The sequence below is a fragment of the Burkholderia multivorans ATCC BAA-247 genome, assembly GCF_000959525.1.
GTDB lineage: Bacteria > Pseudomonadota > Gammaproteobacteria > Burkholderiales > Burkholderiaceae > Burkholderia > Burkholderia multivorans.
The window spans coordinates 1381895-1394565 of record NZ_CP009831.1; the positions used below are offsets into that span (position 1 = coordinate 1381895).

Annotated in this window: 10 protein-coding genes; 7 read left to right on the plus strand and 3 right to left on the minus strand. The window is 68.5% G+C overall.

The window, feature by feature from the left end:
- Positions 1 to 223 precede the first annotated feature (223 nt).
- From NP80_RS08400 to NP80_RS31395, 5 genes are all read left to right on the plus strand, one after another.
- Entirely contained in the window at positions 224 to 1417 is a 1194-nt protein-coding gene (locus NP80_RS08400; protein ID WP_006403516.1) for a XylR family transcriptional regulator, read from the plus strand.
- Between the two features lie 26 nt (positions 1418 to 1443).
- Complete coding sequence (locus NP80_RS08405) at positions 1444 to 2532, plus strand: aldose epimerase family protein (protein WP_006403515.1); 1089 nt, start codon at positions 1444 to 1446, stop codon at positions 2530 to 2532.
- Between the two features lie 314 nt (positions 2533 to 2846).
- Positions 2847 to 4103, plus strand: coding sequence for a porin (locus NP80_RS08410; protein ID WP_035946595.1), 1257 nt, complete (start codon positions 2847 to 2849; stop codon positions 4101 to 4103).
- 282 nt (positions 4104 to 4385) lie between these two features.
- Positions 4386 to 4877 (plus strand): peptidoglycan-associated lipoprotein Pal, encoded by a 492-nt coding sequence (gene pal, locus NP80_RS08415; protein ID WP_006409874.1) that lies wholly within the window; start codon positions 4386 to 4388, stop codon positions 4875 to 4877.
- 316 nt (positions 4878 to 5193) lie between these two features.
- A complete protein-coding gene (locus NP80_RS31395; protein WP_006409870.1) occupies positions 5194 to 5355 on the plus strand; it encodes a hypothetical protein in 162 nt (53 codons plus the stop codon).
- 80 nt (positions 5356 to 5435) lie between these two features.
- On the opposite strand, the gene NP80_RS08425 is transcribed toward NP80_RS31395, so the two are convergent.
- From NP80_RS08425 to NP80_RS08435, 3 genes are read right to left on the minus strand one after another with little or no spacing between them, the layout of a single operon-like run.
- Positions 5436 to 6692 carry a cytochrome c gene (locus NP80_RS08425; RefSeq protein WP_006409873.1) on the minus strand — a complete coding sequence of 419 codons (1257 nt, stop codon included), beginning with the start codon at positions 6690 to 6692 and terminating at the stop codon, positions 5436 to 5438.
- Positions 6689 to 7357, minus strand: coding sequence for a (2Fe-2S)-binding protein (locus NP80_RS08430; RefSeq protein WP_006397024.1), 669 nt, complete (start codon positions 7355 to 7357; stop codon positions 6689 to 6691). Before NP80_RS08430 ends, NP80_RS08425 begins: the two co-directional genes overlap by 4 nt.
- A complete protein-coding gene (locus NP80_RS08435) occupies positions 7354 to 10233 on the minus strand; it encodes a xanthine dehydrogenase family protein molybdopterin-binding subunit (protein WP_006409060.1) in 2880 nt (959 codons plus the stop codon). Before NP80_RS08435 ends, NP80_RS08430 begins: the two co-directional genes overlap by 4 nt.
- 418 nt (positions 10234 to 10651) lie before the next feature.
- Between NP80_RS08435 and NP80_RS08440 the strand changes: the two genes are divergently transcribed.
- Positions 10652 to 12193, plus strand: coding sequence for a sensor domain-containing diguanylate cyclase (locus NP80_RS08440; RefSeq protein ID WP_167338149.1), 1542 nt, complete (start codon positions 10652 to 10654; stop codon positions 12191 to 12193).
- A gap of 205 nt (positions 12194 to 12398) precedes the next feature.
- Positions 12399 to 12671, plus strand: coding sequence for a hypothetical protein (locus tag NP80_RS08445; RefSeq protein WP_006403506.1), 273 nt, complete (start codon positions 12399 to 12401; stop codon positions 12669 to 12671).

Below are 12671 nucleotides of genomic sequence, written 5' to 3' on the forward strand. Positions count from 1 at the left end.
GACGCGCGGCGCCGGGTTGCGGTCTGGCAGGATCGTGCCCGTGCGCCTGCCGGCCGGCAATTGCGAAATTGCGCAGCACGCTTAACGTTTCTTGCCAGCCGCGCGCGCGGCACGCGGATTCCGTCCTACAATCGCCGGACATCGAACCGTCGCGCGCCGCCCGCCGGACGCGCGCCCCAGGAGACAACGGCACGGCGCCCGCGGCGCCGGCCCCGAGACCGAGATGAACCGCGCCCGTTCCGCCCCGACACCGCACCGCATTGCGCTGCTGTTCAACGCCAACAAGGTCTACGACCGCGAAATCATCAGCGGGATCGGCCAGTACCTGCACTCGACGCGCGTCGTGTGGGACCTGTTCCTCGAAGACGACTTCCGCTGCCGGCTCGCCGGCATCGAGCGCTTCGACGGCGACGGCATCATCGCGGATTTCGACGATCCGGCGGTCGCCGACGCGCTGGCCGGCTCGCCGCTGCCGATCGTCGCGGTGGGCTCGTCTTACGAGGATCCGTCCCACTATCCGGACGGCGTCCCGTACATCGCGACCGACAATCCGAAACTCGTGTCGCTCGCCTATACGCATCTGATCGGCGCGGGGCTGCCGCATTTCGCGATGTACAGCCTGCCGGCCGCGCAGGAAAACCGCTGGGCGCAGCAGCGCGAGCTGGCGTTCGACCGGCTCGCGCGCGCGGACGGCCTCGACGCGCCGATCTACCGCGGGCTGCCGACGACGGCGTCCGGCTGGAACCATGCGATCGAGCAGCTGATCGACTGGCTGAACGCGCTGCCTAAGCCGGTCGGCGTGATCGCGGTGACCGACGCGCGTGCGCGGCATCTGCTGCAGGCGTGCCTGATCGCCGGCATCGCGGTGCCCGAGCAGGTCGCGATCATCGGGATCGACAACGATCCGCTCACGCGCACGCTGACGCGCATTCCGCTGTCGTCGGTGATCCAGGGCACCGAGGAGATGGGCCGCACGGCCGCGCACCTGCTGCACCGGATGCTGCGCGGCGCACGCTTTCCGGGGCAGCGCATCCTCGTGCCGCCGGTCGGCATCAACGTGCTCGAATCGACGCGCCATCAGCCGGTCGCGAGTCCGCACGTGATGCGGGCGCGGCACTTCATCCGCCAGTACGCGTGCCAGGGCATCAAGACCGAGCAGGTCGCCGACTATGTCGGCGTGTCGCGCTCGCTGCTCGAAGAACACTTCCGGCGCGAACTGCAGCGCACCGTTCATCAGGAAATCCTGCGTCACAAGCTCGAGGCCGCGCAGGCGCTGCTCGCGAGCCGCAATGCATCGAGCGCCGAGGTCGCGATCCGCTGCGGATTCACGTCGCTGCAGTACATGTATGCGGTGTTCCGGCGCGAACTCGGCTGCACGCCGCGCGAATACCAGGAACGCGCGGTGTCCGCGCACTGACGCTCATCGTCGACGACCGACTACTCATGACCTTCGATACCGATTCTTCCCGTACCGCGTCCGACGTCGCCCGCATTCCGTCCGAGCCGTGGGGGTCGCTGCCCGGCGGCGATCCGGTGCGGCGCTATACGCTGCGCAATGCGCACGGGATGCGCGTCGTCGTCAGCGACCTCGGCGCGACCGTCGTGTCGTGGCTCGCGCCCGACCGCACCGGCCGCTTCGCCGACATCGTGCTCGCGCACGACACGCCGGCCGACTATCTCGCGTCCGGCGCGTATCTCGGCGCGACGGTCGGCCGCTGGGCGAACCGGATCGCCGGCGCGCGCTTCACGCTCGACGGCATCGACTACCCGCTCGATCGCAACGAGAACGGCAATCTGCTGCACGGCGGCGCAAGCGGTTTTCATCGCGAACGTTGGGACGTGATCGACGATCGCGGCGGCCTTACGCTGCGGCTCGATTCGCCCGAAGGCGATGCGGGGTTTCCCGGCAACGTCAGCGTACAAGTGCGCTATACGCTCGACGACGACGGCACGCTGACGATCGACTACACGGGCACGAGCGACGCACCGACGCCGCTGAACCTGACGAATCACAGCTACTTCAATCTGAGCGGCCGCGCGGGCAGCGACGTGCGCGGCCACGTGCTGAGGATCGATGCGGACGCGTTTCTCGAAGTCGACGACGCGCTGATTCCGACCGGCCGCGCCGACGTGACGGGCACCGCGTTCGATTTCCGGCAAAGCGCGCCGCTCGGTGCGCGCCTCGATTGGCCGCACGCGCAGCTTGCGCGCGGCCGCGGCTTCGACCACTGCTACGTGCTGCGCGACGACCTGCACGGCGTGCGGCCGGTGGCGAGCATCTACGATCCGGAAAGCGGCCGCGAGCTGACCGTGTCGACCGATCAATGCGGGCTGCAGCTCTATACCGGCAACTATCTCGACGGCCTGCGCGTCAGCGGCGGCACGACCTGCGTGCGGCATGCGGCACTGTGCGTCGAGGCCGGCTGCTTTCCGAATCAGATCAACATGGCGGAGCTCGCCGACGCCACGATCGTACGGCCCGGCGATACGTATCGGCAGACGACGCGCTATCGCGTCGCCGTGCGCGCGTAATCGCCGCGCGCGGTACGGCCGCGTAATCCGCGCGCCGTCGCAGGCCGCGATCGTTCGCGCGGCGCGCCGCGTCCGGCCATCGACCTGAGGGCAGCGCACGCCCTCCGCCCCCTTCCCTTTCTGCGCCGGATGTCGCACACGGCATCCAGCGACGCATGCGCGCCGCACACGATTGTGCGAGATCGTGCAGAAGACCTTTCCTGTGCAGCCGCTTAATCGCGCGTCGGGCGATCTTCAATAATGCGCGCTCGATCCGTCGGTCTGCCGCCGACGCGCCTGCCGGCTTCGCGCCGGGCCAACGACAAGAACACACAATGCATTCCAATCAGACCACCCCGCGCGCGCGCACGCGTGGCCGCACGACCTCATCGACGCGTCGCGCGCGCCGGACCAACGGGATCGCCGGCGCGCTCGTCGCCGCCTGCACGGCGGCCATCGCACCGACCGCCGCACAGGCACAGAGCAGCGTCGGGTTGTACGGGCTGATCGACACGTCGATCACCTATGCGAACAACCAGCGCACGCATGGCGCGGGCTCGCCCGGCAGCGGCAGCGTCGCGATGACGAGCGGCGCATTGAATGCGGCGCGCTGGGGACTGCGTGGCCGCGAGGATCTCGGCGGAGGTCTCTCGGCCATCTTCACGCTCGAGAACGGCTTCTCGGGCACGACCGGCGCGTTGTCGCAGAAAGGCGTCGACCTGTTCGGCCGGCAGGCATGGATCGGCGTGCGCTCGAACACGGCCGGCACGCTGACGTTCGGCCGCCAGTACGACCTGATTCTCGACTTCGTGACGCCGCTCGGCGCGTCGGGGCCCGGCTGGGGCGGCAATCTCGCCGTCCATCCGTACGACAACGACGACTCGAATCGCAACCTACGGATCAACCACGCGGTCAAGTACACGAGCCCGACCTATCGCGGGCTCACGTTCGGCGCGATGTACGGATTCTCGAATACGGCCGGCGCGTTTTCGAACAATGCCGCGTGGAGCGCGGGGCTGTCGTATGCGAACGGCCCACTGAAGCTCGGCGCCGGCTATCTGAAGATCAGCCGCGACCGCCATGCGCCGAATCCGGACGGCGCGCTCAGCACGGTCGACGGCTCGGCGACGATCACGGGCGGCAACCAGCAGATCTGGGCGCTCGCCGCGCGCTATGCGTTCGGCCCGCACTCGGTCGGCGCCGCGTGGTCGCATTCGGCCACGGACGGCGTGACCGGTGTGCTGCAAGGCAGCGGCATCGCGCCGCTGAAAGGCGAATCGCTCGTGTTCGACAACTTCTCGGTCGATGCGCGCTACTTCGCGACCGCCGCCTTCAGCGTATCGGCTGCTTACACCTACACGATGGGCCGCTTCGATACGCGCGCGGGCCAGACTCGCCCGAAGTGGAACCAGCTCGTCGCGCAGGCCGACTACGCGTTCTCGAAGCGCACCGACGTCTATCTCGAAGGCGTATATCAGCGCGTGAGCGGCGGCAACGGCAATCCGGCGTTCAACGCGACCGTCTGGACGCTGACGCCGTCGGCGAACGGCAATCAAGTCGTCGTCGCGCTCGGGCTGCGGCACAAGTTCTGAAGCGCGCCGCGCACGCGCCGGGCCTCGTCATGCAACGTTCGTTCCCGAGCGCGTGCGGCAACGTACGATGCCTGCGTGCGCATCCTTTCTCGTCCATCGTCTCGGTCAATGACGGAGAAACTGGTCACGCTGTGACATTTTTCCTAATCTGATTGCAGCAGCATCGCGATCTGGCACGCCGATCGTCACAGTCTTTCAGATCGTGTGCCGCCGGCTTGCGAAAGCATGTCGCGTGGGTCTCGCGCGCCCGCTGTCAACGCAGTCAACCGCAGGAGAAAAAGGATGAGCAAAACGAATCGGTTTGCGGTCATTGCAGCGCTCGCGCTGCTCGGCGGCTGTCATCAGGCCGCGAAGACGCCCGAGAACACCGGGATGGCGCCGACGCCGTCGAGCGAGGCCGTCACGACCGTGACGGCCGACGATCTCGACAATCCGAACAGCCCGCTCGCCAAGCGCAGCGTGTATTTCGACTTCGACAGCTACACGGTGAAGCCCGAGGACCAGTCGCTGCTGCAGGCCCATGCGAACTACCTGCGCAGTCACCCGTCGCGTCACGTGCTGATCCAGGGCAACACCGACGAGCGCGGCACGTCCGAATACAACCTCGCGCTCGGCCAGCGCCGCTCGCAGGCCGTGATGAGCGCGCTCGAAACGCTCGGCGTGCCGGCGTCGCAGCTCGAAGCCGTGAGCCTCGGCAAGGAAAAGCCGGTCGCGCTCGGTCACGACGAAGCCGCGTGGGCGCAAAACCGCCGCGCGGATCTCGTCTATCGTTGATCGCGCCGTGTCTGCCGCCGCGTTCGCGCCAGCGTGGCGGCCCTCCCGAGCCGCCGCGTCGCAACGCGTCGCCTACGCCAACGGCAGATCGAGCTCCACTTCCGATGCAGATATCGTCCTGCGGCGACCACGTTGCGAGGTTGCGCAACGGTCGCGAGGACGCACCGCGCGATGCATGACGCCGTGCGCGTGCCGCGGCGCGATATGCAAAAACAATGGAATAACGGCCGGCGCCAAGTCGTTCTGTGATCGTCCAGACGCCCGGTTCGCACGAACCGGCGTCGTCCGGCGGACTGCGCACCGAAAGGAGATCGACATGAAATCGGCAACGTTGGCCGCGGCGCTGATCGCGGCGCTCGCGCTCGTGCTGTCGGCGGGCTGTACGTCGTCGGGCGGCGGCCCCGCGCAGGGGCCCGGCATGAGCCGCTACGGCGGCTCCGGAGGCAACGGCGGTGGAGGTGGCGGCGGCGGTTACTGACGCATCGCCGTCGAGATGTCGGGCGCACAGCGCGCGGCGGCCGGCAACCGGCCTGCCCGCACGCTGCATCGCCGCACGGTTCAGCGCATCGCCTTGACGTCGGCCGGCGTGACGCTGGCCGGCTGGCCGCCCCATGTCGCGCGCAGATAGTTCGCGAGCTGTGCGACTTCCTCGTCGCCGAGCGTGCCGGCGAAGCCCGGCATCGCCTGCATGTTCTCGACGCCGGCGAACTTCTGTTCGTCGATGCCGTCGAGCACCGCGACGAGCAGGTTGCGCGGATCGTGCTGACGCACGGTCGAGTTGCCGGCCATCGGCACCGCGACGTGCGGCTTGCCCTCGCCGCTCAGCCCGTGACAGCCCGCGCACACGGCGACATAGACGGAACGGCCGGCCGCGAGCTGGGCCGCATCGGCCGATACCGGCTTCACGGGCTGCGGCGCGGGCGGCGTGTCGCCGAGCAGATAGACCGACAGCGCGCGCAGGTCGTCCTTCGTCAGGTATTGCGTGCTCAGGTGCACGACCGGATACATCTCGCCGAACGCCGAGCCTTGCGGCGCGATCCCGACGCCGAAGAAGGTCTGCAGGTCGGCACCGGTCCAGCCGCGCGCTGCGAGGCCGGCCGGCGTGATGTCCGGCGCGGCGACGCGGCCGAGCGCAGCGCCCGCGAACGGCTTCGCGCCGTCGAGCTGGCCCGTGAACGCGCGCGGCGTGTGGCACTCCGCGCAGTGGCCGAGCGCGCCGGCCAGATAGCGGCCGCGCTGCCAGTCGGCGGACTGGCCCGTCGATGCGTCCGGCAGGCTGTCCTTCAGGAACGCAAGGTCCCACAACGCCATCCCGAACCGCAGGTTGTACGGGAACTTCAGCTCGTGCTCACGGTTGGCCTGCGCGACCGGCCTGATCGTCATCAGGTACGCGTACATCGCGTCGGTGTCCGCGCGCGTGAGCTGCCGGTACGACGTGTACGGCATCGACGGATAGAGCCGCTTGCCGGGCGCCTTGCCGTCGTGCAGCGCCGCATAGAAGTCGTCCGCGCTCCAGCGGCCGGTCCCGTGATCCTTGTCGGGCGTGATGTTCGATCCGTAGAACGTGCCGTACGGCGAATCGAGCTTCGCGCCGCCCGCGAACGGCGCGCCGTCCTTCGCGGTATGACATGCGGCGCAGTCGGCCGCCTTCACCAGATAGCGGCCGCGCGCGATCTGGTCCGCGCCCGGTGCGCCGGAGCCGGCCGTCGACGCCGGAGCGTCGCCGCCGCACGCGGCGAGCGTCAGTGCGCACGCCGCGGCGAGCGCAGGCAAGCCGGCGAAGCGCGCGATACGATGAGCGAGTGTACGTTTCATGCGGCGTCCTTCACGAGTCCCGGCGTCGTCATCACGACGTCCTTCACGGCTTCGTAGTAGCGGACGTAGCCCGTGCAGCGGCACAGATGCGCGTTCAGCGCCTCGGTGATCGTGCGCTCGACGTCGGCCTTCGCGACCGGCTCGCGCTTCAGCCGCTCGATCAGCACCGTCGCCGCGTTCACGAAGCCGGGCGTGCAGTAGCCGCACTGGAAGCTGAAGTGCTCGAGGAACTTCTGCTGGATCGGCGACAGCTCGACCACTTCGCCGGCTTCGTTGCGCTTCGCATGGCCTTCGACCGTGCGGATCGCGCGCCCGTGGAAGAAATGCGCGCCGGTGATGCAGGTGCGCACTTCCTCGCTCGTGCCGTCCGGCTTGTCGAGAATCACCACGCACGCGTGGCAGATCCCCTGCCCGCAGCCGAGCCGCGAGCCCGTGAGCCCCGCATACTCGTGCAGGAACTCGATCATCATCAGCCCTTCCGGCACCTGCATCGGGCCGACGGCCTTGCCGTTGATGTTGACCGACAGCGGCTTCTGCTGGAAGCGGACCAGCGGACGCTCGACGGCGGCCGCAGCGGGTGCGGCCGAAGCCGCGTTCGGCGCGGACGCGCCGGTCGCTGCCGCGGCGGCGCTCGCGCCCGACGCGGCGGTTTGGGCGGTCGTCATGCGAGCACCTCCTGAATCTTTTGCGGGGTCACCGGCAGATCGGTGAAACGATGGCCGATCGCGTGTGCGATGCCGTTCACGATCGCGCCGACGACGGGAATCATCACGACTTCGGCGACGCCCTTCGGCGGATCGGTCTCCGACAGCGGCGGCAGCACGTCGCCCGTCTGCGTCCATACGGCGACGTCGGTCGCGCGCGGCAGCTGATAGCGGTTGAAGTTCCACGTGCCGTTGCCGGGGCCGTCCTCGTAGAGCGGCAGATATTCGTGCAGCGCGTGGCCGATACCCATCGCGAGGCCGCCCTGCAACTGGCCCGATACGAGCTGCGGCGAAATCTGGTTGCCGCATTCCATGATCGAGTGATGCGTGAGCAACTCGACCTTGCCGGTCGCTTCGTGCACGGCCAGCTCGACGAGCGTACCGACCGCCGTGTAGTACGTGACGGCCGCGTTGTTGCGGCTCATCGGCGGAATGAACACGCGCTTGCGGTCGAGCACGCGATAGCCGTTCGCGGTCGGCGGCAGCGTGCCGCGCACCGCGGTCGCGCCGGCCGGCACGGCGGTGCCCGGTACCGGTCCGTGCTCGTCGCCCGTCTTCGGCGCACCGATGCGCAGCGACAGCCCGTCGATCGGCAAACGCTCGACCGTGCCGCCGATTTCGAAGTCGGCGTCGGTCCATTGCCAGCGGTTGAACACGTGCACGACGGCGCCCGTCGGCAGGCCGAGCGCATGCGCCTGCTTCGCAAGCTGTTCGAAGCTGAGCGGCTCGAGCCCGTCGGCGGTCAGCTTGCCGTCGACCCAGCGCGCGTCTTCGATGCGTACCGTGTACGGCGCGGCCTGACCGCCGCCGAGGCCGCGCGACCAGATCGACATCGCGGCCGGCCACAGGCCGTAGCGGAATACGGCGCGCGCGGCTTCGCGCGTGCTGTGCGTGAAGTAGAACGCCGAGTTCGTCGCGCTCGACGGCGACGCATAGCTCGGCGACCAGCGCGGATTCGCGCTCAGGCGATCCTGGTCGGCCTGCGACATCGTGTACGGGTCGCCGCTCGTCTCGACCGGCAGATCGGGCCATTCCGTCACGGCGACGCGCACGTCGGTCGCCGGGCGGCCGAGCCATTTCGCGACCGCGACCGCCTGCGACGTCGACATCCCGGTGCCGATCTCGGCGGCCGTGTGATGCAGCGTGACCTTGCCGTTCTCGTCGAACTCGACCTTCGCGAACGATGCTTCGGCGCCGGTGCCGAAGTCCTTCTGCACGCAGGCGAAGCCGACGCCGTAGCGCTTGCCGGGATTCGCGGCCTCGAATTCGGCCTTGCGCGCGGCGCGCCGCGTCCACAGCGGGTGCTGCTTCGCGCGCTCGAGCACTTCGTCGACGCGCAACGCGCCGGCCGGAATCGCGCCCTGTGTGTTCTTCATGCCGGAGCGCAGCGCGTTGCGCAGACGGAAATCAATCGGATCGAGGTTCAGCTGCGCGGCGATCTCGTCGATTGCCATTTCGGTCGCGGCCATGCTTTGCAGCGTGCCGTAGCCGCGCGCGGACCCGGCGTCGATCGCGCGCGACGCGATCGCGACCGCCGCGAGATCGCTTTTCGGGAAGTAGTAGATCGACTGCGCGGCCGTCGCGCCGACCATCGCGACCGAAGGCGAGAAGTTCGAGCGCCCGCCGCCGTTCGCTTCGAAGTCGCCCTTGAACGACTGCAGCAAGCCGGTATTGCGGTCGACCGCGATCCGGTAATGCATGCGGAACGCGTGACGCTTAAGCGACGTCTGGAACTGCTCGTAGCGGTCGTTCGCGAAACGCACCGGACGGCCGTCCGCATAGAGCGCGCACACGAGCCCGTAGAACGGCACGTTGCAGTGATCCTTCGATCCGTAGCCGACCGTGTAGCACGGATGCACGAACAGCTTCTTCACCGGGAAGCGGCATTTCGCGACCATCGCGGCCGCGTTCTCCGCGACCTCGAGCGGCGACTGGCTTGCGACCACCAGATGCAGCGACTGCGTCGCGGCGTCGTACCAGCAGTTCGCGTTGTCCGGCTCGAGCGCGGCCGTATCGACCGACTGCGTGCTGTACTCGCGATCGAACACGAGCCAGTCCGCGGACGGATGCTCGAGCTCCGCCGCGATCTGCCCGGCATGGAACATCCCCTGCTCGTCGAGCTTGCCGTGTTCCTTGCCGTCGGGCCAGACCGGTTGATGCTTGCGCATCTGGCTCGGGAAGATCGGCGCGTCCTTCAGGCTCGAATAGACATCGTCGTCGTACGCGGTCTTGCCGCCCACGCGCACGTAGCGGAACGTGCCCCACGGATCGCGCTCGAGCGGCCCCGTGACGGCGCCGTAGCGGATCACGTCGTCGCGGAACTTCAGCGCGTTCTTCGCGAAGCGGAAGCGCGCGAAGTCGTGATAGATCAGGATCGCGACCGCATGGCCGAGATAGGCAGGCGTCTTGCCGGCGGGCAGCAGCATGTCCTCGCCGTAGAACGCCGGGAATGCGACGCCGTCGCGCGCGAGATCGTCGGCGGTGACGACGCGGTCCGGCTTCAGTTCGTCGCCGAGCCGCGACAGGTCGAATCCTTCGTAGATGCGGTCCGCCTGCGTGACGCGCAGGATCAGCGCATGCGACTGCTGCTGCGGCCAGTGCGGCATGTCGGCGGCACGCACGTCGCGGGCGAACACTTTCGAGCCCGTGACCTTCGCCATGCCGTCGATGCGGAATCGGGGGATGCCGGTGACGCTATCCCATTTGACCGGAGTGAGGAGTTTTTCTTCGAAGAGCGCCGCGAATGCGCGGCTGCCCAGCGGCGCGACATACACTGCAACGCCGGCCAGCACGCTGGCTTTCAGAAAACCCCGCCGTGACAGGCCGTGGTTTTTCATTGGGGGGAACCTCCTGATGCGGCTCGTACGGCGATCGGATGTCGCGGCGTTCGGAGCGGCGCGCATTCTGGCATTTTTTACGAGATATCGCCTATAGTATTTTTCACATGCAATAGTTATTGAATTTCTTATAACGAGATTCGGCCGCGGCGCGGCGTGCGGTCGCGGCATCGATCGCAAGCGTGTGCGGACGTGCCGGCCATGCGCCGCATATCGTCCCGTGGACAACGATCGTGCCGCTGCGCGCGCGGCGCCGCAAGCGTCTTTTCTTCGCGTGCGGCAGCCGTTCGAACGGCCAAGCACCGGTGCGCCGCGCGGCGCGCGTTCATGGTAATGTCGTGCGCATCCCGGCTTGCCGGCACCCGGCCCCGTGCACGGATCCGCCAGCCATCGCGATATCGTGTCGAGGTCGATAACCATGGCAGTCAGGGCACGTCTCCTGCACTCCGTTCTCGCCACTCCCCCGTCCGGCAACCACTGCGTGACGGACGCGCTGCGTCCGTCGATGCTCGTCACGTTGTTCGAGGACGTGCGGCCGATGGCGCTGTCCGGCCTCGCAAGCGGCTTCGTCGCGGCCGTTGCGCTGCTTCGTCTGCATGAACTCTGGTGTGCGCTCTGGCTCGTCCTCGACGTCGGGCTGCTCGCCGCGCGGCTCGCGATCGCGCGCGCTTACGTGGTCGAGCGCAACGCCGGCCGCGATCGCGCCGAATACTGGGCGATGCGCTACGCGCCCGTGTCGCTGCTCGCCTGCTTCGTGCTCGGCCTCGGCGCGATGGGCTGCGTCGATGCGGCCGACGTCGAGCTCGGCACGCTCGCGGTGATGATCGCGGGCGGCGTGTTCGGCGGCATCGCGTCGCGCAATTCGGCGCTGCCGCGCCTCGCGATGACGCAGGTCACGCTCGGCGTGCTGCCGATCGGCGTCGGCGCGCTGCTCGCCGAGCGGCCGGGTGCGTGGCTGCTGGTGCCGCCGCTCGCGATCTATCTGGCCGCGATGCGCACCGTCGTGCAACGCCACTACCGCGTGCTCGTCGCGCTGATCGCGGCCCGCCAGCGCAATGCGGAGCTCGTCGCGCGCTTCGACGCCGCGCTCACCTACATGCCGCACGGCCTCTGCATGATCGACGGCGACAGCCGCGTGATCGTCGCGAACCGGCGCACCGCGCATCTGTTCGGTTCGCCGCGCGACATCATGCTCGATACGCCGCTGCCGGACGTCGTCGCAGCGCTCGGCACCGACGCTGCGCAGCCGGACGCGGCCGTTCTCGCGGCCCGCTGCGCGGACTGGCTCGCACACGACGCGGCGCCGTTCGACATCACGCTCGCGAGCGGCCGGCAGCTCGAACTGACGCGCCATCGCGTGCCGGACGGCAACGCGGTGATCATCGTCGAGGACGTGACCGCGCGGCGTCTGACCGAACAGCACATCCGCCACCTCGCGCGGCACGATGCGCTGACGGGGCTGCCGAACCGGCACGAGCTGCATGCGGAGCTCGAACGGATGCTGTCGCGGCCGCGCCGGCCCGACACGGCGGTCGCGGTGATGTATCTCGATCTCGACGGCTTCAAGGCGATCAACGACCGCTTCGGCCATCAGGCCGGCGACGAGCTGCTCACGCAGGTCGCCGAACGGCTCGGCCGCACCTTGCGCGACGGCACGCTCGCGGCGCGCATCGGCGGCGACGAGTTCGTCGTGGCCGTCGACGATACGACGATGGACGCGTGCTCGCGCGTCGCCGCGCAGCTCATTGCGCAGATCTCGGCGCCGTACACGCTGTCGATCGGCGAGACGGTCCGCTTCGGCATCAGCATCGGCATCGCGCTCGACGACGGGCACGGCACGCCTGACGAGCTGATCCGCCAGGCCGACAGCGCGCTCTACGACGCGAAGTCTGCCGGCAAGGGCCGCTATCGATTCTATTCGAGCGGCAGCCGGCCCGTCGCGCCGGCCGCCGCAAACTGACCGCGCCGCGCGCGACTGTTTCAGTTTCGAAACGCTTTTCGCGTGCGCGGCGCGTGCCGATGTCACGTGACGTGTTCCGTAACATCGCCCGCGATACGCCGCGACGTTACGTGCAGAAGGCTGCACGATCGGCGCAGTGCGCCGCATTTCTCTCTGGCACCGTTATTGCTTCATCACGGGAAACAGACTGCCGGAGAGTGCTGCCATGAATACCGTCGAAGTGATGAGCCGCCGCGAAACGATCGACGAACTCGACGTGATCGACGGCGCATCGCTGATCCGCCGCCTCGTGTCCGGACGCCGCACGCCCGCTCGGGAAGCCTGCTGCGTCGACAATCCGCCGCTGACGCTGTACGGCGCGTATCGGCAAGGCGTCGCCGACTACGCGGCCGGCCGCGCGAATCCGTATCGTGCGGGCAGCCGGTTCTGGGCGCTGTGGGAAGAAGGTCGTATCGAAGCTGAAACGTCGGGGCGGTAG